The organism is Pseudomonas helleri (genome assembly GCF_045830615.1).
Lineage (GTDB): Bacteria > Pseudomonadota > Gammaproteobacteria > Pseudomonadales > Pseudomonadaceae > Aquipseudomonas > Aquipseudomonas helleri.
The window spans coordinates 251,207-274,046 of the sequence record NZ_CP174501.1 but is presented as its reverse complement, the minus strand read 5'-3'; the positions used below and the strand labels follow the sequence as shown (position 1 = coordinate 274,046).

The window sequence follows — 22,840 nt, the reverse complement described above, 5'->3', positions numbered from 1 at the left end:
TGTTTTGCAGCAAAAAAATGCGCTTTCATTCGATAGGTAAACCATTAGTCTTAACGTCAATTCCCACAGGATGTTGGCAATGCAGCTACGTAACTCGTCTTCTCGCTATGGTGCCGTGAGTATTTTCCTGCACTGGTCAGTCGCGCTGGCCGTGTTTGGGTTGTTCGCATTGGGCTTGTGGATGGTCGGTCTCGACTACTATGACCCTTGGCGTAAAGAAGCGCCGGACCTGCATAAAAGTATCGGTCTGACGCTGTTGGCGGTCATGTTGATCCGTGTTGTCTGGCGGTTCATCAGCCCGCCACCCCCTGCTTTAGAAACGTATAGCCCTGCAACCCGTATCGGCGCCAAGTTCGGTCACGCTTTTCTGTACCTGAGCTTGTTTGCCCTCATGATCGCGGGATATTTGATCTCGACGGCCGAAGGCGTGGGTATCCCTGTCTTCGGTCTGTTTGAAGTACCGGCACTGATCTCCAGCCTGCCCAATCAGGCTGATGTTGCTGGCGTTGTGCACCTGTGGCTGGCCTGGACCGTGGTGATCTTTGCTGTTCTGCATGGTCTGGCTGCCTTTAAACACCACTTCATTGACCGTGATGCGACCCTAAAACGTATGCTGGGCCGCAAAGCCTGATGCTCAACCTCAATTCAAAAGGAATAGAACGCATGTTGAAAAAGACGCTCGCTGCTCTGGCACTTGGGACTGCTCTGCTGACCGCCGGTCAAGCCATGGCTGCCGACTACACCATCGATAAAGAAGGCCAGCACGCTTTCATCGACTGGAAAATCAGCCACTTGGGCTACAGCTTCGTGCACGGCACGTTCAAGGACTGGAAAGGCACCTTCTCGTGGGATGCGGCCAAACCTGCCGACAGCAAAATTGACATCACTCTGCAAACCGCCAGCCTGTTCTCCAACCACGCAGAACGTGACAAGCACATCGCCAGCAAAGACTTCCTGGACGTCGCCAAATACCCTGAAGCGACCTTCAAGTCGACCAAAGTGGTGCCAACTGGCGACAAGACAGCTGACGTTACCGGCGACCTGACGCTGCACGGCGTGACCAAGCCTGTGACCTTTAAGGCCACATTCAACGGCGAAGGCAAGGATCCATGGGGCGGCGAACGTGCTGGCTTCAACGCTACCACCACGCTGAACCTGAACGACTTCGGCATCAAAGGCCCGGGCCCAACCGCTCAAACACTGGACCTGGACATCTCGCTGGAAGGCGTGAAGGCCAAGTAATAGCGCTTTTAGATGGCTAAAAAAAACGCCCCGGCTTGCGAGAGCCGGGGCGTTTTTTGTGCAGCGTTAACTCAGCGGTTGCGAGTCAGCAGTGCAGGCTTCTCGCCGCGAGGGCGGTTCGGCAGTTGATCCAGCTGCTCAGGGGTCAAAAAGCGATCGCTTTTGGACTCTTTGTGCATGATCTTCGGCTGGTTCTCACGTGGGCCTTTAACCGCTGGCTCTTGACGCGCAGTATCACGCGCCGGGCGGTTGTCGCGACGGGCCTGGCCATCACGTGGCGCGCCGTTGCGTGGGCCGCTGCGCTTGGCTGGCGGGGTGCCAGTGCTGGCGCCGCTGCCGGTACGCGGGCCGTTTTGACGACCACCCGAACGGGCCGGAGTGCCAGCGCCTTGCGCCGGAGCGCCCGGACGACGGTCGCGGCCCTGGTTGTTTTTGTTTTGGTACGGGCTGACGTAATCAGCGCGGTTACCAAAGTTATCCACATCGTCATCACGGAACTCGTCCGGCGCACGGTTGGCGTCGGCACGAGGGGTTGGTTGACGCTGCTCACGGGCAGGCTGGGCGCTGCGTGGCTTTTGCTCACGGGCTGGACGCTCGCCGCGTGCCGCTGCAGGTTTTTCTTTGCCCTTGTCTTTGCCTTTGTCTTTACGACCGCCGCCACCGCCCGGATTACCCGGACCGTCGCCGCGTGGGCCACGTGGCGGGTTGCGCGGGTTACGCACATCCGGACGCTCGCGCACTTCAGGCTTTTCAGCTTCTACGGCACTGGCGTCAAAACCCATCAGGTCGCCATCAGCGATCTTCTGTTTGGTCATGCGCTCAATGCTTTTGAGCAGTTTTTCTTCGTCGGGTGCGACCAGGGAAATCGCTTCGCCCGAACGACCGGCACGGCCCGTACGGCCGATACGGTGAACGTAGTCTTCATCTACGTTCGGCAGTTCAAAGTTGACCACGTGCGGCAACTGGTCGATGTCCAGGCCACGCGCTGCAATGTCGGTGGCAACCAGAATGCGCACAGAACCGGCTTTAAAGTCGGCCAGGGCTTTGGTACGCGCGTTTTGGCTCTTGTTACCGTGGATGGCCACAGCGCTCAGGCCGTGTTTGTCCAGGTATTCAGCCAAACGGTTGGCACCGTGCTTGGTGCGGGTGAATACCAGCACCTGCTCCCAGGCACCTGCGGTGATCAAGTGGGCCAGCAAGGCACGCTTGTGGGTCGCAGGCAGGCGGAAAACACGCTGCTCGATGCGCTCAACCGTGGTGTTGGGCGGCGTCACTTCAATGCGCTCAGGGTTGCGCAGCAACTTGCCGGCCAGATCGGTGATGTCCTTGGAGAACGTCGCCGAGAACAGCAGGTTCTGACGCTTGGCAGGCAAACGCGCGAGGACTTTTTTCACGTCATGGACAAAGCCCATGTCGAGCATCCGGTCGGCTTCATCGAGCACCAGAATTTCTACGTGAGAGAGGTCAACGCTGCCCTGGCCGCACAGGTCGAGCAAACGACCCGGGCACGCCACCAGCACGTCAACACCGCGGGACATGGCTTGAACCTGCGGGTTCATGCCGACGCCGCCGAAGATGCAGGCACTGACGAACTTCAGGTCGCGGGCATAGAGCTTGAAGCTCTCGTGCACTTGGGCTGCGAGTTCGCGAGTCGGGGTCAGGACCAGCACGCGAGGTTGGCGTGGGCCGTGACGCTGGGATTTGTCCGGGTGGCCGTTGGGAAACAGCTTTTCCAGAATCGGAAGAGCGAAGCCGCCGGTTTTACCAGTACCTGTCTGGGCCGCAACCATCAAATCGCGACCTTGCAACACGGCGGGAATGGCCCGCTGTTGCACCGGAGTAGGCTCGGTATAGCCCGCATCTTCAATGGCGCGGACTAAAGCCTCGGAGAGACCGAGGGAAGCAAAGGACATGAGTAATCCTGTTCTAGTTAGGGCTTGGCCCAAAGGGATAGTCTTGCCTGGCGTGAATGGCGTTTAAGGTGACGCAATCCCGTCCGGTCCTGCTCCAGTCCTGAGGCTCATTCACATCGCTCGCGCGGGCTGGAAGCTGCGCAGTCACGGGGTTGAATGCCGGGTACAAGGACGAGCGGCCGGGCGTAAGCCTGGCGGAAAACCCGGAGTATAACAGAGCAATCACGGCGCGCCGATTTCATGCTGCTCAACGGTTTTGTAGGGGCACAAGCCACATGACAAAAACCTGTAGTCGCTGCCGCAGGCTGCGATAAGGCCCGAAGGGCCTTCGCTGTTTGCATCAACGCCGGGGCCGCTGCGCAGCCCATCGCAGCCTGCGGCAGCGACTACACGGTTTTAGCGTGGCAGCTTCAGATTGTTCCAGATCGCCAGGCTCGGCTCAGACTGGTTCAAGGTGTAGAAGTGCAGGCCCGGTGCGCCGCCATCGAGCAAACGCTCGCACATTTCGCTGATCACTTGCTCGCCAAACGCCTGGATGCTGGTCGCATCATCGCCGTAGGCTTCCAGTTGCTTGCGAATCCAACGTGGGATTTCTGCACCGCAAGCGTCGGAGAAGCGCGCCAACTTGCTGTAGTTGGTGATCGGCATGATGCCCGGCACGATCGGGATCATGACGCCGGCCGCACGTACGCGCTCAACAAAGCGGAAGTAGCTGTCGGCGTTAAAGAAGTACTGGGTGATCGCACTGTCGGCGCCAGCGTTGGCCTTGCGCACGAAGTTGCTGATATCGTCTTCGAAATTGCGTGCCTGAGGGTGCATCTCAGGGTATGCCGCCACTTCAATATGGAAGTGGTCGCCGGTTTCCTCACGAATGAAGCTCACCAGGTCATTGGCATAGCGCAACTCACCGCTGGCCATCCCCATACCCGAAGGCAGGTCGCCACGCAGCGCGACAATACGCTTGATACCTGCACCCTTGTACTGGGTCAGCAGGCCACGCAAGTCATCTTTGCTGTCACCGACACACGACAAGTGCGGGGCCGCAGGGACCTTGGCTTCGCTCTCCAGTTGCAGCACGGTGTTGATCGTGCGGTCACGGGTCGAGCCACCGGCACCATAGGTGCAGGAGAAAAAATCCGGGTTGTAGGTCGCCAGTTGGCGAGCCGTGTTCATCAGTTTTTCATGTCCAGCATCGGTCTTGGTCGGGAAGAACTCGAAGCTGTAACGACGGTCTTGGGACATGGTCAAATCCTTGGCAATACAAAAGCCGAATACAAGCCCGCCCCCATCAGGGGGCGGGCTTGGCGATCCAATCAGTAACGGTACGCTTCAGGTTTGAACGGACCTTCAACCGTCACGCCGATGTAGTCAGCTTGTTGCTGGGTCAGTTGAGTGACCACGCCACCGAAGCCGCGAACCATTTCCAGGGCCACTTCTTCGTCCAGTTTCTTCGGCAGTACTTCTACGGTCAGACGCTCAGCTTGCAGTTCGGCAGGCAGGTCAGCGTATTTTTGGGCGAACAGGAAGATCTGCGCCAGTACCTGGTTGGCAAACGAACCGTCCATGATGCGGCTTGGGTGACCTGTGGCGTTGCCCAGGTTTACCAGACGGCCTTCGGCCAGCAGGATCAGGTAGTCGTCGTTCTGTGGGTCGAACTCGCCAGCGCCAGTGCGATGTACCTTGTGCACTTGTGGCTTCACTTCTTCCCATGCCCAGTTTTTGCGCATGAAAGCGGTGTCGATTTCGTTGTCGAAGTGGCCGATGTTGCACACCACAGCGCGTTTTTTCAGCGCAGCCAGCATGTTCTTGTCGCACACGTTGACGTTACCGGTGGTGGTCACGATCAGGTCGATCTTGCCCAGCAGTGCAGCATCGATGCTGGCTGCGGTGCCATCGTTCTGGCCGTTGATGAACGGCGAAACCACTTCAAAGCCGTCCATGCACGCTTGCATGGCGCAGATCGGGTCAACTTCGGAGACTTTAACGATCATGCCTTCCTGACGCAGGGACTGGGCCGAACCCTTGCCCACGTCACCGTAGCCGATGACCAGCGCTTGCTTGCCGGACAGCAGGTGGTCAGTACCACGCTTGATCGCATCGTTCAGGCTGTGACGGCAGCCGTACTTGTTGTCGTTTTTGCTTTTGGTCACCGAGTCGTTAACGTTGATCGCCGGGATCATCAGCTCGCCTTTGGCCAGCATGTCCAGCAGACGGTGTACGCCGGTGGTGGTTTCTTCAGTCACGCCGTGGATCTTTTTCAGCATGGCCGGGTATTTCTTGTGCAGCAGCTCGGTCAGGTCGCCGCCGTCGTCGAGGATCATGTTGGCGTCCCAAGGCTGGCCATCTTTCAAGATGGTTTGCTCCAGGCACCACTCGTACTCTTCTTCGGTCTCGCCTTTCCAGGCAAATACCGGGATACCGGCAGCAGCGATAGCGGCAGCGGCCTGGTCTTGAGTCGAGAAGATGTTGCACGACGACCAACGCACTTCGGCACCCAGGGCAACCAGGGTTTCGATCAGTACGGCAGTCTGGATGGTCATGTGGATGCAGCCCAGAATCTTCGCGCCCTTGAGCGGTTGTTCTGCGGCATACCGACGACGCAGACCCATCAGGGCCGGCATTTCGGATTCAGCGATGAAGGTTTCGCGACGGCCCCATTGGGCAAGGGACATATCAGCGACTTTATAGTCGGTAAAACCTGCAGGCGTGTTTACAGCGCTCATTAAGAGCCTCCATTCGTTTAATCGCGAATGGGCGCCGTTGTGCGTTTAGTGCTTGCCCAGGGAACCCTGAACAAACAACGCCCCATCCGAGCCTGACAGGTTAAACCTGCTGCAGCGCCCCTCGGACAGGTGGCGGGAAAACGGTACCGGGTGAACATGACCGTTTTTGAAGCGAGGGAGATTATAGCCATCCGCGCCTGGGTTCCCAAGGGTTTATCCAAGGCTTTTTTATTTGCTTAATCGAGACCATAGTCCAAGGTTAATAGAGCTGAGCGCCGAGGTCTGACATCATGGCCGGCATCTAAGGCAAGACGGTCAGGAGCGAACATGAATTTTCACACCCGCAAATGGGTTAAACCCGAAGACCTCAACCCCAACGGCACCCTGTTCGGTGGCAGCCTGCTGCGCTGGATCGACGAAGAAGCGGCGATCTACGCCATTGTTCAGTTGGGCAACCAGCGCGTCGTGACCAAGTACATCTCCGAAATCAACTTTGTCAGCGCCTCGCGCCAGGGCGACATCATCGAGCTGGGCATCACCGCCACCGAGTTTGGTCGCACCTCGATCACCCTGACCTGTGAAGTGCGCAACAAGATCACCCGCAAAAGCATCCTGACGGTCGACAAAATGGTCTTCGTCAACCTCGGTGAAGACGGCCTGCCAGCACCGCACGGCCGCACCGAGATCAAGTACGTCAAAGACCAGTTCCAGGATGAAAATCAGGCCTGATTACCTTTGACCTTGTCCCCGCTGCCGCGGGCTGCGGCAGCGATTACAGGTTTTGAGTGAACAGCTACCGATGGCGCGTGTCGTACGCTTATACACGCCACCGGTCATGCGCTCATGAACACTGAAAACAGCGGTAAAACGCCCAATCTGTCGCCTGATGAAAAGCACGACATCAGCAAAAACCAGCCCCCGCGTGCCGCTGTCCTGCACGAAATCATTCGTCTGCAAGGTGATCAGGAGCTGGAGCGCAGCATTGCCGCCCTGTTCTGGTCAGCCCTGGCGGCGGGCCTGACCATGGGCTTGTCGTTGATGGCCATGGGCTTGCTCAACTCTCGCCTGCCCGACGCCGAAGGGTTCAAGGTCATCGCCAGCTTTGGTTACTGCGCGGGCTTTTTGGCAGTCATTCTCGCTCGCCAGCAATTGTTCACTGAGAACACCCTGACGGCGGTATTGCCGATCATGAGCAAACCCACCCTGAATAACTTCGGGCGGTTGTTCCGGCTCTGGTCCGTGGTGCTGATCGGCAACCTGATGGGTACTTTTCTGGTGGCCTACGTGATGCTGCATTTGCCGATTTTCGATACCCCGACCGACGAGGCCTTTCTGGAAATCGGGCGCAAGGTCATGGAAAACGACGTCAGCCAAATGTTCGCCAAAGGCATTGTCTCTGGCTGGATGATTGCAACCATGGTCTGGATGATCCCGTCCATGGAGAGCGCCAAAATGTGGATCATCATCCTCATCACCTACCTGATGGCGCTCGGTGACTTTACCCACATCGTGGTCGGCACCGCTGAGGTGTCCTATCTGGTCTTTGCGGGAGAATTGCCGTGGAAAGACTTCTGGTTGATCTTTGCCGGCCCGACATTGGCCGGCAACATCATCGGCGGCAGTTTTATCTTCGCCCTGATCAGCCACGCGCAAATCCGCAGCGACACCAAAAAGCCGCTGAAAAAAGCGTAATACGGCCTTTTGATCTTGGCTATTGAGCGGGTTTACGGCCGCTGCGCGCCCGATCGCAGCAACGCAAATCTGTAGGAGCGAGCTTGTCTCGCGATCTTTTGATCTTTTTAAAAGTTCACAAGACAAGCGGGCGCCTACAGTCGCCTAAATCACGTAATGCGCAATAGCCACAAAGTGCAGCAGGCTGCCGCAGATGACGAACAGGTGCCAAATGCCGTGGGCATGCCGCAGGCGGTGATCGAGGGCAAAGAAGATAATCCCCACGGTGTACATCACCCCGCCCGTGGCCAGCCAGATAAAGCCCGCGGTCCCTAGCGCAGCCAGCAAAGGCTTGACCGCCACCAGCACAATCCAGCCCATCACCGCGTAAATGACGATCGACAAAATGCGCGCTTCAGAACGCGGCTTGATCTCTTGCAGCATGCCGATCACCGCCATGCCCCAGACAATCCCGAACAACGACCAGCCCCACGGTCCGTGCAGCGTCACCAGGCAAAACGGCGTGTAACTGCCGGCAATCAACAAGTAAATCGACAGGTGATCAAACTTCTGCATGATCACCTTCGAACGCCCACGCACGCTGTGGTAAACCGTCGACACGCTGTACAGCAGCACCAGCGTCACGCCATAAATGGCCGCGCTGACAATTTTTTGCGGACTCCCGTCCAGACACGCCACCACCAACAACCAGATACTGCCTGCCGCAGCCGCCACAGCCCCCACCAAATGGGTCCAGGCGTTGAGCTTTTCCCCGTGATACATGTGCAACATCCTCAATAGCCGATAGTGCGACTGTGCCACTTGTTACAACATAAGGGCCAAGGTCGTGACCTTAAAGGGCAAGGGGGGTAAATCGAGACGGGGTTATTCCTGACCTGACATTTCAAGCGCATGAGTACAACCGATAAACAGTCCCAAAAAGGGAACGACAGGTCCCTTTTTGGGACTTATCAAGCCATCCGACAAAACAAGCCCATTGCACGCTATATCGGACGCGTCCCTTTCCCTTGCCCGAACTTTCCGAGACAATCCCGCACGCATTGCGCCTGAACGTTTACGCGCCTAGTCTCGCCCTGCCGCTGAAAAAAACAGCGGCCGGGTTTAGCAGCTCGGACAACGTTAGGCGTTTATCGCCCCCCTTCAAATCAGGCGCTACTTTTGGTCTGAATTTTATGGTGGTCGTGCGCAGGGCACCTTCGGGTGCGCCGGGTCCCTAACGTTCCGGTCTGCTAACCTGCGCTCGGCTGCCACCCCTGTAGGAGCGAGCTTGTCTCGCGATCTTTTGATCTTTGAAAAGATCGCGAGGCAAGCTCGCTCCTACAGAGGGTCCGGCGTTTCGGGCTCGCTACCCGACAGCACCAGCCTCTCCAACCCCAGTAAATCCGGGATTTTTGCCACGCTCTCGCCCACTTGCACCGCCGCCCGTTCGAACGGGCTGAGGGGCACGTCGACGAAGCTCAGTTGGCTGTCGAGTCGGTAGGAACGCGGGATGCCTTGCACCACCAGGCCGATGAATTTTAGGCGCGGGTCGCCGCTCAGGGTGTTGAGGATGACGATGCGCGCGCGCTCGCCGATGACCAAGGGGCCGCCGCAGGCCGCTTCGAAGCTGATCAGGGGCAGTTCGCGGTCGCGCCAGTTGATTTGCCGGACGTGCCAGGACGGTGAGTCGATGCTCGGTTCACCACGCTGCCAGTCAATCAGTTCGGCAATCGCCACGTTGGGCAGGAGCAGGTAGCGGTCGGCCAACGGCAAGAGCAAGCAGGTCAGGCTGCCAACGCGGTGATCAAGCATGGAAGTTGCTCCAGTAGGCAATGCGCTCCAGCAACACCGACTCTTGATACGGCTTGCCCAGGTAGTCGTTGACGCCAATCGCCATCGCGCGGTTCTGGTGCTTTTGCCCGGTACGCGAGGTGATCATGATGATCGGCAGGTCTTTGAGACGCGGGCTGTTGCGCACGTGGGTGGCCACTTCAAAGCCGTCCATGCGCGGCATTTCGATGTCCAGCAGCATCAGGTCCGGGATGTGGTCTTCGAGCACGCTCATGGCGTCGACGCCGTCTTTGGCCGTGATGACGTTCATGCCGTTGCGCTCCAGCAAACGGCTGGTCACCTTGCGTACGGTCACTGAGTCGTCGACCACCAAAACCAGCGGCGGGCGCACCGCCGGGGTGAATTCCAGTACGCCGTTGGCTTCATTGATCGCCTGCTGCAAGGGCTGACGCGCCTGATGCGCACGCAGGTAGGCCAACAGGTCAAGGATCAGCACCACACGGCCATCGCCCAAAATGGTCGCCCCTGACACACCTTGCACCCCGGTAAATTGCGGCCCAAGGCTTTTGACCACGATTTCACGCGAGCCCGCCAGCGCATCCACGTGCAAGGCCACCCGCTGGTCATTGCAATGCACCAGCAACACCGGCAGCGAATGGTTTTGCCCGATCAGTTGGGGCTTGCCCACGGTTTGCAGCAGTTCGCCCAAGTAACGCAGGTCGTAATCCTGGCCCGCGTAGTGGTACATGGGCGGGTCGAGCTGGTAATAGTCTTCAAGCTCGTTGGGCATCACGCGCACCAGGCCCTCAACAGTGTTAAGCGCGATGGCGTATTGCTCGTCGCTGCACTGCACCATCAAGGCACGGTTGAGTGACACGCTGAACGGCAGGCGGATCTGAAAGTGCACCCCTTGGCCCGGCACCGAGTCGATGGTCATGTTGCCGCCCAGTTGGCGCACTTCTTCGTGAACCACGTCCATGCCGACGCCGCGCCCGGAAATCTGGGTGATTTTTTCAGCGGTAGAGAAGCCCGGCTGCAAGATGAACTGCAACACGTCACGGTCGCTGAGCATCATTTGCGGGTCCAACAAACCGCGCAGGATGGCCTTGCGCCGCACCGCTTCGAGCGGTACCCCGGCGCCATCATCGCGAATGTCGAACACCACGTCGCCGCCTTCGTTGGACAGCTCCAGGGTAATCAGCCCCTGCGCCGGTTTGCCGCTGGCCTCGCGGACGTCAGTAGGCTCAAGCCCGTGGTCCACGGCGTTGCGCAGCATGTGTTCAAGCGGCGCGACCATGCGCTCCAGTACATTGCGGTCGATTTCAGCTTCGGCGTTGATCACGCTGAACTCGACCTGCTTGCCCAGCTCGGAGGCTACTTGGCGCACCACGCGTTTGAGGCGCGGCAACACCCGTTCGAACGGCACCATGCGGGTGCCCATCAGGCCTTCCTGCAATTGGGTGTTCACCCGCCCCTGTTTCTGCAACAGGCTGTAGGCGTCCTGATTGCGCGCCGCCAGGGTGGCCTTGAGGTCGAGCAAGTCCGAGGCTGACTCAAACAGCGCCCGCGACAGCTGTTGCAGCTGGGAATGGCGGTCCATTTCCAGCGGGTCAAATTCGTCGTAAGCCAGGCCATCGACTTCGGCGTGCTGACGGCTGTGAATGCGGCTTTGGGTCTCGGTGTCGAGCCGACGCAACTGGTCGTGCATGCGCTCAAGGGTGGTCTGCATTTCGTTGAGGGCGATTTTGCCGTCATTGACCTGCTGCTCCAGGCGCCCGCGAATCATTGAAGTTTCGCCCGCCAGGTTGACCAGGTCTTCGAGCAGTTCGGCCGGGACCTTGAGCATGTCCAGCCCCGTGCGCTCGGCTTCGGGAAGCAACCCGGCGGCGGGGTCAGGCTTGTTCACCGCAGGGCTCTGGACGGCTTGCCGGACGCTGCGCTCAACCCGCTGGATATGCTCGATCAACACCTGCGGCGACGGCACCGGCTGGCCGCTGCGCAGGGCGTCGAGCATCTGCGCCAACTGGTCGTGGCTGCGTTGTAGCAAGGTAAACAATTCAGCGCTGGGTGACAGAAAACCCAACGAAATGTCTTCAACCAGGGTTTCCAGCTCGTGGGCAAAATCCCCAATGGCGCTGATTTCGACCATCCGCGCCCCGCCTTTAAGGGTGTGCAGGTCGCGCAGCAGGTTTTCGTCTTCAACGGTGTTTTGCGGCTCGGCCTGCCAACGCACCAAGGCCGCACCGGAGCTTTCCAGCAGGTCAAACGCCTCTTCCAGAAAGATATCCAGCAGCTCCGGGTCGATGCCGTTTTGCGGCCCGGCAGGCGTTGTCGCTGGCGTGGCGTTACTCGGCTCTACAGAGGCCGCGCTGCTGTGCCGAAGGGTACGAATGGCCTCGATCAGTTCAGTGGGTTCGTCCAGAGGCGTGTGGTGACGCAGTTGTTCGAGCATCACCAGCAGTTGCGCATGGCAGAGTTCCAGCAGGCGCGCCAGCGTCGGGCTCTCGCTCAAGCGGCGGTCCAGCAGCCCTTCGTATAAGTGCTCCAGCTCGTGGGCCAGGTCGCCAATCGGTACGATACCGGCCATGCGCGCGCCGCCCTTGAGCGTGTGCAAGTCGCGTTGCAGCGAGGACAACGGCGCCAGGTTGTCGGGCTCATTGATCCAGCGCCGCAACGCATGCCTGGTGCTGTCGAGGATATCCACCGCCTCTTCGATAAAGATGGCGACGATTTCATCGTCCTGCGCGTCGTCCTGCTCGGCATCCAGCTGCGCCGTGGCGGCGCCCAGTTCTGTGATGTCCAGGGTCTGATTGCCTTCACGGCGGATCAAGCCGGTGGCGTCCGGCGCCAAACCTTCATGCAGCAGCGCCTGTAGCGCGTCGATGCGTTGCGGTTGTGGGGTGATCTCTTGCCCGGCGGCCAATTGGTCGAGCATGTTGATCAGCGCTTCCTGGGCCTCGTCGGCCTCCTGAAAGAACCGCTCGCTGACCACCAGGCTGCTTTCTTCTACCGCGCCGTACAGGTCGAGCAAGGCTTCGCACAGCGCATCGACGGGTTGCAGGTCGAGCAAAAAGGCCGACTCGCCCAAGTCGGTCAGTTGGTCCAGAAGACGCTGGAGGCCGTCGCGCTCATGGGGGTGTTGCCGCCAATGGCGCAACAGGGTTTCGGCCTCGAACAGAATGTCCATGCTCTGGCCCAAAAACTCGCTGATACGCTGCGGGTCCCGCGGGGCCGTCAACGTGCCCGAAGGCGCATTCAGGGCCATGTCCAGGCGTTTGCTGACCCATTGCCCGGTGCGTTCGATCAAGGCCCGGGCGCCTCGGATCTCGGCCAGCGGGTCGAGGTCCAACTGCTTGAGGCCGCGATGCAGCAAGCTGTCGGCCTCAAGCAGCAAGTCGATTTCTTCGACGTCCAGCTCAAGGTGATGGGCCTTGTACTCACGTACCAGGTAATCCAGCGGCGCCGCCAGCTCGGCCATTCTCAGCACGCCCGCCATGTGCGCGCTGCCTTTGAGGGTGTGCATGGCCAACTGCAAATCGTCAGTGGCGTACAGCGGCACGTGCTCGCTGGCCAGGTCCAGAAAGTGGTTGAGGCTGTTGAGGTGGGTTTGCGCTTCCTGGCGGAAGATATCGAGCAATTGCGGATCAAAACTGGCGCTCTGCTGCTCGATCTGGAGCGGCTGCGGGCGCCCCTTGGACAGGCTGTGGGCGCGGGCCGCGAGCTGGTCGACATCATGATGCTGACGCTGGCTGTGGTCGGCAAATTCCTGGATCAATTGCGGCAGCAGTACCAGCGCCTCTTCCAGCAATTGATCAATCGCAGGGGACGGCGCGACCTTGCGTTCGATCACCCGGTTGAGCAAGTTCTCAACGGCCCAGGCCAGTTCCGCCAGCACCAGCGCACGCACCATGCGCCCGCTGCCTTTGAGCGTATGGAAGGCACGCCGCAGTTCGGCCAGCGCAGCGCTGTCGGCCGGGTTGGCGACCCATTGCGGCAAGGCGTCGTGCAGGGCAATCAAGACTTCGTCAGTCTCTTCCAGAAAGACTTCCAGCAGTTCTTCGTCCACCGGTTCTTCGTCTACCGGCGGCGGCAACAAGCTCTGCGGGATGTGCTGCGCGGGGGGATTCAACGGCAGCGGACCGGCCAACACCTGCGCCAGGTTTTGCATGACCTGCGGGTCTTGCGGGGTCTGCACCACAGGCTTGGCCTTGGCGGCAGGCAAACTCAGCGACTCATCGAGCACTAGCACATTGCGCTTGGCGGGCGCGTATCCCAGCGCTGTCAGGCTCTTTTCTGCGCGCTCCAGCACCTTCTCGCTCGCGGCGCCGGGGTCCAGCGCCAAACGTTCCAGGTAGTACTCAATGCTGATCAACGCATCCGCCAGTTGATCAAGCTGCGCGTCGGCGGGCAGCGGGCCCGCCAACAGATGCTCTTCGACAAAATCGTGGCAGCTGTTGAGCAAGCCAGCAACCCGGCGTAGCGGGATCATCGCCAGCGCGCCACGAATCTGCGTCAGCAAGCCCAGCAACGGTTGCAGGTGTTGGCGGTCGTGGCCGTCAGCCAGAAAATCAGTGATCAGGTCTTTGACCTCTTCAAGGCCAATGCGCGCCTCTTTGATCACCAGTTGGTGAATTTGAATCAGGTCCGTGGTGGGCAGGCGGCTTTCTTCTCGCGAAGACGGCTCGACATTGCCGACCATCCCGGCCAGCGTGGCTTCGACGTACAGCAAGGCGGCGGCCACATCCATCAACACCGCGTCTGTCGGCTCACGCTGCCCTTGGGCGATGCCCTGGACCACCGCCAATTGGTCGATGATGACTTTTCGCGGCTGGCCAAAACCGAGCACTGCCAAGGTGTCGGCGATCTGGCGCAACGGCGCCATCAGGCTGCTCAACTCGGACACGTGCACACGGTCACTGCGCACAAACAGGTCGAGGCGCTCTTTAACCCGCACCAGCTCTTCGCACAGGGCCGACACCACCGAGCGCATGGCGTCACGGTCTGGCCCCGCCAGCCGCGCCCGCTCTTCGTCGACCATGGCCGCATCGGGCATGGCTTCGTCCAGCTCGTAGCGGTTTTTCAGCGCGAGCATCTTGGTGGTCGGCTGTTCGGCCTTGGCGATGTAAAACAGCAAACTGGTGAGCAGCTCATCCGGCGCTGGCTGGTTGACGCCCTCAATACCTTGCGCCAGCAAGCGATTGAGTTCTTTGTCGGACTCATTGAGCAAGCTGCGCAACGCCGGGCTATTGGCCACACGGCCGCGCAACATGCCGTCCAGCAAGGCCGAGGCGACTTTCCACAACGCATTGATGGGCGCGCCCTGGCACAGGCTTTCAAGTTGGCTGAAGACATTGGCCAGGCGCTCCAGATTGCCGCGCACGTCTTCCTCACCCTGCAAACCGTTCAACGCGGCTTGCAGGGCGTGGCGCAGGGTCATGATCTGGCGCGGCCATTCGGCGGGGATCAAGTGCGCGAGGGCGGCTTGGTCCAGTGTCGGCAATGTCTGTAAATCGGGGCTGAACAGGCTGGTTTCTGACAGCAGGCTTTCGCCTCGGGCGGTGCGTAAATCGTTGATTAACGGCAGCACCACCAGCGGCCAGTCACGCCGGGCCGTGTGAACGCGGTCCAGGTACAGCGGCAACTGATTGAAGGCTTGCATCAACAGGCGCAGGGCCTCTTCGCTCTGGCTGACCCGGCCTTTGTGCAGGGCGACGACTAAGTGTTCGGTTTCTTCGGCCAGCAGGGCGGCGCCATAAAACTCCACCATCAATAGGCTGCCGTGCACCTGATGAATACACGCCAGGCACTGCTCCAGCGCCTCGGCAGCGGGCTGCAGGACATAGTCCTCCAGCGCCGTGCGCGCCTGTTTCAAGGTGTCGGCAATCTCGTCTTTAACCCATTCGAGGGCTACGTAGTCGCGCCGGTCAACCATAACAACTCCAGTCTGAATGTCGCACTACTGCGGCTCTCGGGGTTTTGGCGAGGCGGGCAAGGTGAAACCGGACACCGAGCGGCGCAGTTGGCTGGCCATCTTGGCCAGGTTGCCAATGCTGTCAGCGGTGGCGGTCGAGCCGGACGAAGTTTGATGGGTGATTTGCTGAATCACGTTCATGGTCAGGGAGATCTGCGCAGCCGAGCTGGTTTGCTCTTGCGCGGCGTTGGAAATGCGCTGAATGAGGTCTGCGAGGTTTTGCGACACCCCTTCGATCTCTTCAAGCGCCACCCCGGCGTCGTGGGCCAAGCGCGCACCGCGCACCACTTCGGTGGTGGTTTGCTCCATGGAAATCACCGCTTCATTGGTGTCGGCCTGAATGGCCCGCACCAGCGTCTCGATTTGCCGGGTTGCCGCCGACGAGCGCTCAGCCAGACGCTGCACTTCGTCCGCCACCACGGCAAACCCGCGCCCGGCATCACCGGCCATGGACGCCTGAATAGCGGCGTTCAACGCCAGAATGTTGGTCTGGTCGGCAATGTCATCAATCAGGCTGACAATGTCGCCGATTTCCTGCGAAGACTCGCCCAACCGTTTAATGCGCTTGGCCGTGTCCTGGATCTGGTCGCGAATGTTGTCCATGCCGCGAATGGTGTTGTGAACCACTTCGTTGCCTTTGTTGGCAATCGCCACTGAACGCTCGGCCACCGCCGAGGACTCAGAGGCGTTGGCCGACACTTGATCAATCGACTGCGCCATATGCTGCACCGACCCGGACGCCTCGGCGATCTGCTGCGCCTGATGCTCCGAAGACTCCGCCAGTTGCATGGCCGAGGCCTGGGTTTCCTGCACGGCGGCCGCCACCTGGCCTGCTGTCAGGTTGATGGTAGCCACCAGTTCGCGCAGTTGGTCGATGGAATAGTTGATGGAGTCGGCAATCGCCCCGGTGAAGTCTTCGGTAACCGAGGCGGTCACGGTCAGGTCGCCGTCGGCCAGGTCTTCGATTTCGTCGAGCAGCCGCATGATCGCGTTCTGATTGCGCTCGTTCTTTTCAGCGGTTTCACGCAGTTGGCGATTGGTCTCGCGCACCATCACCAGCCCGATCAGGATGATCGACGCCAGCGCCAGCAGGCCCAGAACGTAGCCACCGATGATGTCCAGCGAGCGACCGTTGGCCAGGTTTTCAAAACCGTTGGCCAGGGTTGAGGCTTCATCGAGCAGGGTCTGCGACAGGCTGAAAATGGTGTTGGCGGCTTCACGCACGTGGAACAACTGGGGCGAGGTTTCGAGAATTTCATCCACCGAGCCCGAGACAAACTGGAACAGCTCGGAAATCTCCAGCAGGCGGGCGCGGGCGTCCTTGTCTTCGACTTTAGGAATGCGCAGCCCGTCATTGCCTTCGAGCATGGCATTAAGCACCTGGCCGAAGCGGTTGGCATCGCGGCCAAACGCATCGGCCGCCTGCGCCGCCGTTTCATCGCCCGCCAGCACCGTGTTGACCGCGCCTAATATGCGCTCGGCCAGCAACGACTGGCGCTGGGCCAATGCCACCTGGCTGGCCGGGGCGCCGCGCTGCAACAAAATTTCGACAACTTTTTCGTACTCAACCTGTAGCTGCGGCACGGTCTCGGCCAAGGTAGCCGCCACTTGGTGCAACGACAGCACGGTTTGCTCGCTGGCCAGAATCGCGTTGGTGCTGCCCAGCAACTGGTCCCAGTCGCGCTGAACCGATTGCATTTCTTTGCGCACCGCTACCGGCGCTGGCGGCAAGCCGGTGCTGGGGTCTCCTTTTTGCAAGTACTCCCAACGCTGGCTGAAGTCGTTGCGCGCATCGCCCAGCAACTTGAACGCGGCGGCTTTGCCAGCGGCAGCTTCGGTGGCGTTTTTGGCGATGCGCTGGGACAGCACGCGCAGCTCGCCCGCGTGGCTGATGTATTGCTTGTCGTAGTTGGACTGGGTGTTGAGGTAAGCAAAGTTGGCGAACAACAGCATGATGAACACGATCAGGGCGATAAAAAGCACGATGATCTGCGAACGACTGCGCGACCCTTCCAGTGGTTTAGCGGTATTGGCTGTGCTCATCAGTCAGGCCTTGGCATCCCGTAGTAAAGCAAAAGGTAAAACGCGTGCCCCACTCACACCGCGACGGCCCAGAACTGGGGCGCCTGGGCCAGCACAAACGGGCTGAACACCCACCACTCTGGCTGGCCGGCAAAGCGTCCCTGGATAAAAGGCACCAACATCAGGTTGGGTAACGCCTGCACGTGGGTGTCCAGCTCAGTTTGATCAAAGTGCTGCATGCCCAGCACTTCATCCACCTGCAAGCCGACAAACACGTCTTTGTATTCCAGCACCATCACCCGCCGTTGCTTGCGCAGGGGCGACGGCTCAAGCCCGAAAAAGCTGCACAGATCAATGATCGGCAGCAATTGCCCACGCAGGTTGGCCACCCCTTTAACCCACGGCTTTACCCCAGGCAGCAAGGTAAACCGTGGCTCGTGGAGGATCTCTGCGATTTCGCCCATGGGCGCCACAAAACAATGCTCGCCCATCCGAAAACCGATGCCGCTCCAACTCCCGGCTTGTGCCTGCACCGGCGCCAGACCTGCTGCCAAAGCGCGGCAGCGTTGGTCTATCTCAAACAGCAGTTCGAAGGCGGTCAGTGAGTCAGGCATTGGCAGGCCGTCATTGAGGGCGGCTGTAAGCCAGCACGTTCTTGAGCGTCAGGATCAGCTTTTGTTCGTCTACCGGTTTGGTGATGTAAGCCTTGGCGCCCTGACGCGTTGCCCAGACCATGTCGGTTTCCTGGTCTTTGGTGGTCACCATGATGACCGGAATATGGTTGGTTTCCGGGTCTTTGCTCAGTTGGCGCGTGGCCTGAAACCCATTAAGGCCGGGCATCACGATGTCCATCAGCACCGCATCGGGTTTTTCCTGACGGGCCAGAGCCACGCCATCTGCGCCGTTTTCAGCCTTCAGCACGACATGACCATGTTTTTCCAACATGCCGGTCAGTTTGAACATTTCGGTCGGCGAGTCATCGACGATCAGAATGCGAGCCATGGTGTTCCCCATCTAAAAGGTAATCGGCCCTCGGGGCCGAGCGTCATTGAACGTTCGGGACGATATCAAAACCCGGTACATGGGCCTTGATCGCATTCAGCAGTTCATCTCTGCTGAAGGGCTTGGTCAAAAATTGATCAGAGCCGACAATGCGTCCCTTGGCCTTGTCAAACAAACCGTCCTTGGAGGACAACATGATCACCGGGGTCATTTTGAACGCCCGGTTGTTCTTGATCAGGGCGCACGTCTGATAGCCATCCAGGCGCGGCATCATGATGTCGACAAAAATAATGTGTGGATGATGATCAACAATCTTGGCCAACGCATCAAAACCGTCGATGGCCGTAATGACCTCGCAGCCCACGTTTTTCAGCAAGGTTTCAGCGGTCCGGCGAATGGTTTTCGAGTCATCGATCACCATCACCTTCAAGGCGCTGGAATGCGTGTCCATATGTGCCCTACCATCGCCACGGCGACCCGTTTTGTTACAACTGTGTCGCCTAAAACCGCAAATCCTTGAAGGACAAGGGCTGTAAGCACTGTGCGAGCCTTTTTAGCACAGTCGCGACCTGCAATCTATCGGACGGTTTTTCCTTGACCATCCACCGCAGTCAGCGCCACTCTTGCGCCAATTTTGTGAGTCAGCAGATGACCTGTAGGAGCGAGCTTGCCTCGCGATCTTTTGATCTTTTTAAAGATCGCGAGGCAAGCTCGCTCCTACGGTTAATCGCATTTCGCCTTTTGCCCACTATTTAATCGAGGAATTTGCCATGAGCGTTCGAGTCGGGATTGTCATGGACCCCATTGCGGACATCTCCTATAAAAAGGACAGCTCGCTGGCCATGCTGCTGGCCGCACAGGCACGTGGCTGGACCCTGTTTTATATGGAGCAGCAAGACCTTTACCTGACCGAAGGCAAGGCCCGCGCGCGCATGAAGCCGCTGAAAGTGTTCGCCAACCCTGAGAAGTGGTTTGAGCTGGAGGCCGAGGCCGACACTGCCCTGAGCGATCTGGACGTGATCCTGATGCGCAAAGACCCGCCCTTCGACATGGAATTTGTGTACACCACCTATCTGCTCGAACAAGCCGAGCGCGACGGTGTGCTGATCGTCAACAAGCCGCAGAGCCTGCGTGACTGCAACGAAAAACTGTTCGCCACCCAATTCACCCAGTGCACGCCACCAACCGTGGTCAGCCGTCGCGCCGACGTATTGCGTGAATTCGCGGCCCAGTACGGCGATGTGATCCTCAAGCCGCTGGACGGCATGGGCGGCACCTCGATCTTCCGCCACCGGGTCGGTGATCCCAACCTGTCGGTGATCCTCGAAACCCTGACTGCCAATGGCACCCAGCAAATCATGGCGCAAGGCTACTTGCCGGGCATCAAGGATGGCGACAAGCGCATTCTGATGATCGACGGCGAGCCGGTGCCTTATTGCCTGGCGCGAATCCCGGCACAGGGCGAAACCCGTGGCAACCTGGCTGCTGGCGGCCGTGGCGAAGCCCGCCCGCTGAGCGAAAAGGACCGCTGGATTGCAGCCCAAGTCGGCCCAACCCTGCGTGAAAAGGGCCTGTTGTTTGTAGGATTGGACGTTATCGGTGAGCACCTGACCGAAATCAACGTCACCAGCCCGACCTGCATCCGGGAAATCGACAACGCCTTTGGTACCAACATCGGCGCACTGTTGATGGACGCGATTGAGCGCAAACTCGCCGCACGCTGATCTGCGACCTCCAGAAAAAGACCAACATTGCGCTATCATGCGCAGCCTGTGAAACCCGCGATGTTGGTCTTTTTGCTATGACACTCCCCAGCGACCTGCCCCCTGAACTGCGCCACACCGGCGTGCGCGCAGCTGATCGCCTGGGTTTTGCCCTGTTTATCGCAGCCCTGCTGCATATCGCGGTGATTGTGGGCGTGGGTTTCAGCGCCAGCGACCCCAAGCAAATCAGCAAAACCCTGGAAATTACCCTCTCGACGTTCAAGAGCGAAAAAGCCCCGGAGAAAGCTGACTTTCTAGCGCAGGACAATCAGCAAGGCAGCGGCACGCTGGACAAAAAAGCCGTGCCCAAGACCACTGAAGTGGCGCCGTTCCAGGACAACACTGTCAAAAAGGTCACCCCGCCCCCGGCCGCCAAGCCGGAGCAACCCAAGGCCGCGCCCAAAGCAGCCGTGACCACCGTGGCGCCCAAGCCTAAAAAAGCCCCGAGCGAGCCGCAAAAAACCAAGACTGAGGCGGCGCCCAAGGCCAATATTCCGACGTTCGACAGCTCGCAGCTGTCCAGCGAGATTTCCAGCCTCGAAGCCGAACTGGCGAACGAGCAGCAGCTGTATGCAAAGCGCCCGAAGATCTACCGCATGAGCGCGGCCTCGACCATGCGCGACAAAGGCGCCTGGTACAAAGAAGACTGGCGCAAGAAAATCGAGCGCGTGGGCAACCTTAATTACCCCGAGCAGGCCCGCCGCGAAAAAATCTACGGCAAGCTGCGCCTGCTGGTGTCGATCAACCGCGACGGCTCGTTGCACGAGGTGCTGGTGCTTGAGTCCTCCGGGCAACCGCTGCTGGATCAGGCCGCGCAACGCATCGTGCGGCTGGCAGCACCTTTTGCACCGTTTACCGGCGACCTGGCCGATATCGACCGTTTGGAGATCATTCGTACCTGGCGCTTCGGGCCGGGGGATCAGTTGTCGAGTAATTAACCTTGGCAGAACTCTGTAGTCGCTGACGCAGGCTGCGATAAGGTCCGCAGGAGCTTCGTTGTTGATTCAAAAGCAGAGGGCCGCTGCGCGCCCCATCGCAGCCTTCGGCAGCGACTACAAAGGCTTTTATCATCCGCCAACTTGTCAGTTCACCTTGTCAGCGCCACACTTACGCCCATGAAAAAGCACACGCCAACGTACCTCAAGCACCAATTGCTGATGGCCATGCCACATATGGCCGACCCTAACTTTGCCCACACGTTGACGTATATCGTCGAACACACGGCCAATGGAGCCATGGGGCTGGTGATCAACCGCCCGATGGATCTGAATCTGGCGGACATTCTTGAGCAGTTGCGCCCCGACGTGCTTTCGTCGCCTTTGTGCCAGCACATTCCGGTCTACGGCGGCGGCCCGGTGATGGTTGATCGCGGCTTTGTCTTGCACCCCGCCACGATGAACTTTGACGCCACCGTCGAGCTGCAGGACGGGCTGGCCCTGACCACTTCGGTCGACATCCTGTTCAGCATTGCTGATGGTCGCGGCCCGCAGCGCAGCCTGATCTGCCTGGGCTACGCCGGGTGGGACGCCGGCCAACTGGAGGCCGAACTGGCCGACAACGCCTGGCTGACCTGCCCGTATTCAAGCGACATTCTGTTTGCAACCTCCAGCGAACTGCGCCTCGACGCGGCCGCCAAACACTTGGGAGTAAACCTCAATTTGTTAACCAGTCAAGCAGGCCACTCCTGATGGCCAGCCTTCGTTTATTGCTGGGTTTCGACTACGGCACCCGCTCCATCGGTGTCGCCGTGGGCCAGATGGTCACCGGCCAGGCCCGCGAGTTGTGCAACCTGAAAGCCGAAAACGGCATTCCCAAGTGGGAAGAGATCGAAAAGCTGATCAAAGAGTGGCAGCCCGACGCCATGGTGGTCGGCATGCCGCTGAACATGGACGGCACCCCGAGCGAGTTCTGCGCCCGCGCGCAAAAATTTGCCAATCGCCTCAATGGCCGCTTCAATCTGCCCGTGTTTACCCACGATGAACGCCTGACGACCTTCGAAGCCAAGGGCGAACGCCGCTCTCAGGGTGGCCAGCGTGGCAGTTACCGCGACAACCCCGTCGATGCCATCGCCGCCAAACTGGTGCTGCAAGGCTGGCTCGACGAACACCCGGCACCACCTCAAGCCTGACGCTGCGTTTGCCTCACTGACGCGCCCCATTGTTTGCGCCCGCCGCCGCACGCTTTGCCACGCGGGCCTGTTAAGGAGCCACCATGATATTGCCTGTCCCCGCTGAACTGATCTCCCAGATGGCCGTTGACCTCAAGTCTCATCTGGAACGTCGCGGCATCACCGAGCCGCGTTTTATCGGCATTCGCACGGGCGGTATCTGGGTTGCTCAGGCGCTGCTGCGCGCGCTGGGCAGCGACTCGCCGCTGGGCACGCTGGACGTGTCGTTCTACCGCGACGACTTCAGCCAGAACGGCCTGCACCCGCAAGTGCGCCCCTCGGACCTGCCATTCGAAATCGAAGGCCAGCACCTGGTGCTGATCGATGACGTGCTGATGAGTGGCCGCACCATCCGCGCCGCGCTCAACGAGCTGTTCGACTACGGCCGCCCGGCCAGCGTGACCCTGGTCAGCCTGCTGGACCTGAACGCCGCCGAGCTGCCGATCCGCCCGAACGTGGTCGGCGCGACCTTGTCACTCAAGCCCACCGAGCGGGTGAAATTGTCCGGCCCGGCGCCGCTGACCCTCGAACTTCAAGATTCATCTCTAGAACCCGCCCTTTAAGAGACCATTGCG

19 protein-coding genes and 1 riboswitch are annotated in these 22,840 nt (G+C 59.6%); of the genes, 9 read left to right on the top strand and 10 right to left on the bottom strand.

Annotation, left to right across the window (positions count from 1 at the left end):
* Positions 1-79: 79 nt before the first annotated feature.
* Together ACJJU9_RS01290 and ACJJU9_RS01285 are read left to right on the top strand one after the other, a co-directional pair.
* Positions 80-631 carry a cytochrome b gene (locus ACJJU9_RS01290; RefSeq protein ID WP_048370907.1) on the top strand — a complete coding sequence of 184 codons (552 nt, stop codon included), beginning with the start codon at positions 80-82 and terminating at the stop codon, positions 629-631.
* A 32-nt stretch (positions 632-663) separates the two neighbouring features.
* Positions 664-1,242 carry a YceI family protein gene (locus ACJJU9_RS01285; protein ID WP_048370909.1) on the top strand — a complete coding sequence of 193 codons (579 nt, stop codon included), beginning with the start codon at positions 664-666 and terminating at the stop codon, positions 1,240-1,242.
* 71 nt (positions 1,243-1,313) lie between these two features.
* On the opposite strand, the gene ACJJU9_RS01280 is transcribed toward ACJJU9_RS01285, so the two are convergent.
* The 3 genes from ACJJU9_RS01280 to ahcY form a co-directional block, all read right to left on the bottom strand.
* Positions 1,314-3,155: a DEAD/DEAH box helicase gene (locus ACJJU9_RS01280; protein WP_123750819.1), complete on the bottom strand. Its 1,842-nt coding sequence runs from the start codon at positions 3,153-3,155 to the stop codon at positions 1,314-1,316.
* Positions 3,156-3,551: 396 nt separating this feature from the next.
* On the bottom strand, positions 3,552-4,397 hold the full coding sequence (gene metF / locus ACJJU9_RS01275; protein WP_407729890.1) for a methylenetetrahydrofolate reductase [NAD(P)H]: 846 nt from the start codon (positions 4,395-4,397) through the stop codon (positions 3,552-3,554).
* 71 nt (positions 4,398-4,468) lie between these two features.
* Positions 4,469-5,878 (bottom strand): adenosylhomocysteinase, encoded by a 1,410-nt coding sequence (gene ahcY, locus ACJJU9_RS01270; protein WP_048370915.1) that lies wholly within the window; start codon positions 5,876-5,878, stop codon positions 4,469-4,471.
* 22 nt (positions 5,879-5,900) lie between these two features.
* A riboswitch (S-adenosyl-L-homocysteine riboswitch) is annotated at positions 5,901-6,007 on the bottom strand.
* Between the two features lie 198 nt (positions 6,008-6,205).
* Between ahcY and ACJJU9_RS01265 the strand changes: the two genes are divergently transcribed.
* On the top strand, positions 6,206-6,607 hold the full coding sequence (locus tag ACJJU9_RS01265) for an acyl-CoA thioesterase (RefSeq protein ID WP_047279442.1): 402 nt from the start codon (positions 6,206-6,208) through the stop codon (positions 6,605-6,607).
* Positions 6,608-6,721: 114 nt separating this feature from the next.
* Positions 6,722-7,570 (top strand): formate/nitrite transporter family protein, encoded by an 849-nt coding sequence (locus ACJJU9_RS01260; RefSeq protein WP_048370919.1) that lies wholly within the window; start codon positions 6,722-6,724, stop codon positions 7,568-7,570.
* 144 nt (positions 7,571-7,714) lie between these two features.
* Here the strand turns inward: ACJJU9_RS01260 and ACJJU9_RS01255 are convergent, their stop codons facing one another.
* From ACJJU9_RS01255 to pilG, 7 genes are all read right to left on the bottom strand, one after another.
* Positions 7,715-8,332: a PAQR family membrane homeostasis protein TrhA gene (locus ACJJU9_RS01255; RefSeq protein WP_048370921.1), complete on the bottom strand. Its 618-nt coding sequence runs from the start codon at positions 8,330-8,332 to the stop codon at positions 7,715-7,717.
* Positions 8,333-8,887: 555 nt separating this feature from the next.
* Positions 8,888-9,361 (bottom strand): chemotaxis protein CheW, encoded by a 474-nt coding sequence (locus ACJJU9_RS01250; RefSeq protein WP_048370927.1) that lies wholly within the window; start codon positions 9,359-9,361, stop codon positions 8,888-8,890.
* Positions 9,354-15,272 (bottom strand): Hpt domain-containing protein, encoded by a 5,919-nt coding sequence (locus ACJJU9_RS01245; RefSeq protein WP_407729889.1) that lies wholly within the window; start codon positions 15,270-15,272, stop codon positions 9,354-9,356. Before ACJJU9_RS01245 ends, ACJJU9_RS01250 begins: the two co-directional genes overlap by 8 nt.
* 24 nt (positions 15,273-15,296) lie before the next feature.
* Positions 15,297-17,354 (bottom strand): methyl-accepting chemotaxis protein, encoded by a 2,058-nt coding sequence (locus ACJJU9_RS01240; protein ID WP_048385072.1) that lies wholly within the window; start codon positions 17,352-17,354, stop codon positions 15,297-15,299.
* A gap of 53 nt (positions 17,355-17,407) precedes the next feature.
* Positions 17,408-17,947 (bottom strand): chemotaxis protein CheW, encoded by a 540-nt coding sequence (locus ACJJU9_RS01235; protein ID WP_048385074.1) that lies wholly within the window; start codon positions 17,945-17,947, stop codon positions 17,408-17,410.
* Between the two features lie 10 nt (positions 17,948-17,957).
* Positions 17,958-18,335 (bottom strand): twitching motility response regulator PilH, encoded by a 378-nt coding sequence (gene pilH, locus ACJJU9_RS01230; protein ID WP_407729888.1) that lies wholly within the window; start codon positions 18,333-18,335, stop codon positions 17,958-17,960.
* Between the two features lie 43 nt (positions 18,336-18,378).
* On the bottom strand, positions 18,379-18,786 hold the full coding sequence (gene pilG, locus ACJJU9_RS01225; protein WP_048370938.1) for a twitching motility response regulator PilG: 408 nt from the start codon (positions 18,784-18,786) through the stop codon (positions 18,379-18,381).
* Between the two features lie 319 nt (positions 18,787-19,105).
* Between pilG and gshB the strand changes: the two genes are divergently transcribed.
* From gshB to pyrR, 5 genes are all read left to right on the top strand, one after another.
* Positions 19,106-20,059, top strand: a complete 954-nt coding sequence (gshB, locus tag ACJJU9_RS01220) for a glutathione synthase (RefSeq protein ID WP_048370940.1) — start codon at positions 19,106-19,108, stop codon at positions 20,057-20,059.
* A 77-nt stretch (positions 20,060-20,136) separates the two neighbouring features.
* Complete coding sequence (locus ACJJU9_RS01215; protein ID WP_407729887.1) at positions 20,137-21,036, top strand: TonB family protein; 900 nt, start codon at positions 20,137-20,139, stop codon at positions 21,034-21,036.
* 177 nt (positions 21,037-21,213) lie between these two features.
* Positions 21,214-21,786 (top strand): YqgE/AlgH family protein, encoded by a 573-nt coding sequence (locus ACJJU9_RS01210; RefSeq protein ID WP_048385075.1) that lies wholly within the window; start codon positions 21,214-21,216, stop codon positions 21,784-21,786.
* Positions 21,786-22,226, top strand: a complete 441-nt coding sequence (gene ruvX / locus ACJJU9_RS01205; protein WP_048370946.1) for a Holliday junction resolvase RuvX — start codon at positions 21,786-21,788, stop codon at positions 22,224-22,226. Before ACJJU9_RS01210 ends, ruvX begins: the two co-directional genes overlap by 1 nt.
* A gap of 83 nt (positions 22,227-22,309) precedes the next feature.
* Positions 22,310-22,828 carry a bifunctional pyr operon transcriptional regulator/uracil phosphoribosyltransferase PyrR gene (pyrR, locus tag ACJJU9_RS01200; RefSeq protein ID WP_048385077.1) on the top strand — a complete coding sequence of 173 codons (519 nt, stop codon included), beginning with the start codon at positions 22,310-22,312 and terminating at the stop codon, positions 22,826-22,828.
* The last annotated feature ends 12 nt before the right edge of the window (positions 22,829-22,840 follow it).

Coding starts and splice junctions, on each gene's coding strand:
- ACJJU9_RS01290 (WP_048370907.1), top strand. CDS start 80: ATGCAGCTACGTAACTCGTCTTCTCGCTATGGTGCCGTGAGTATTTTC.
- ACJJU9_RS01285 (WP_048370909.1), top strand. CDS start 664: ATGTTGAAAAAGACGCTCGCTGCTCTGGCACTTGGGACTGCTCTGCTG.
- ACJJU9_RS01280 (WP_123750819.1), bottom strand. CDS start 3,155: ATGTCCTTTGCTTCCCTCGGTCTCTCCGAGGCTTTAGTCCGCGCCATT.
- metF (WP_407729890.1), bottom strand. CDS start 4,397: ATGTCCCAAGACCGTCGTTACAGCTTCGAGTTCTTCCCGACCAAGACC.
- ahcY (WP_048370915.1), bottom strand. CDS start 5,878: ATGAGCGCTGTAAACACGCCTGCAGGTTTTACCGACTATAAAGTCGCT.
- ACJJU9_RS01265 (WP_047279442.1), top strand. CDS start 6,206: ATGAATTTTCACACCCGCAAATGGGTTAAACCCGAAGACCTCAACCCC.
- ACJJU9_RS01260 (WP_048370919.1), top strand. CDS start 6,722: ATGAACACTGAAAACAGCGGTAAAACGCCCAATCTGTCGCCTGATGAA.
- ACJJU9_RS01255 (WP_048370921.1), bottom strand. CDS start 8,332: ATGTATCACGGGGAAAAGCTCAACGCCTGGACCCATTTGGTGGGGGCT.
- ACJJU9_RS01250 (WP_048370927.1), bottom strand. CDS start 9,361: ATGCTTGATCACCGCGTTGGCAGCCTGACCTGCTTGCTCTTGCCGTTG.
- ACJJU9_RS01245 (WP_407729889.1), bottom strand. CDS start 15,272: ATGGTTGACCGGCGCGACTACGTAGCCCTCGAATGGGTTAAAGACGAG.
- ACJJU9_RS01240 (WP_048385072.1), bottom strand. CDS start 17,354: ATGAGCACAGCCAATACCGCTAAACCACTGGAAGGGTCGCGCAGTCGT.
- ACJJU9_RS01235 (WP_048385074.1), bottom strand. CDS start 17,947: ATGCCTGACTCACTGACCGCCTTCGAACTGCTGTTTGAGATAGACCAA.
- pilH (WP_407729888.1), bottom strand. CDS start 18,335: ATGGCTCGCATTCTGATCGTCGATGACTCGCCGACCGAAATGTTCAAA.
- pilG (WP_048370938.1), bottom strand. CDS start 18,786: ATGGACACGCATTCCAGCGCCTTGAAGGTGATGGTGATCGATGACTCG.
- gshB (WP_048370940.1), top strand. CDS start 19,106: ATGAGCGTTCGAGTCGGGATTGTCATGGACCCCATTGCGGACATCTCC.
- ACJJU9_RS01215 (WP_407729887.1), top strand. CDS start 20,137: ATGACACTCCCCAGCGACCTGCCCCCTGAACTGCGCCACACCGGCGTG.
- ACJJU9_RS01210 (WP_048385075.1), top strand. CDS start 21,214: ATGAAAAAGCACACGCCAACGTACCTCAAGCACCAATTGCTGATGGCC.
- ruvX (WP_048370946.1), top strand. CDS start 21,786: ATGGCCAGCCTTCGTTTATTGCTGGGTTTCGACTACGGCACCCGCTCC.
- pyrR (WP_048385077.1), top strand. CDS start 22,310: ATGATATTGCCTGTCCCCGCTGAACTGATCTCCCAGATGGCCGTTGAC.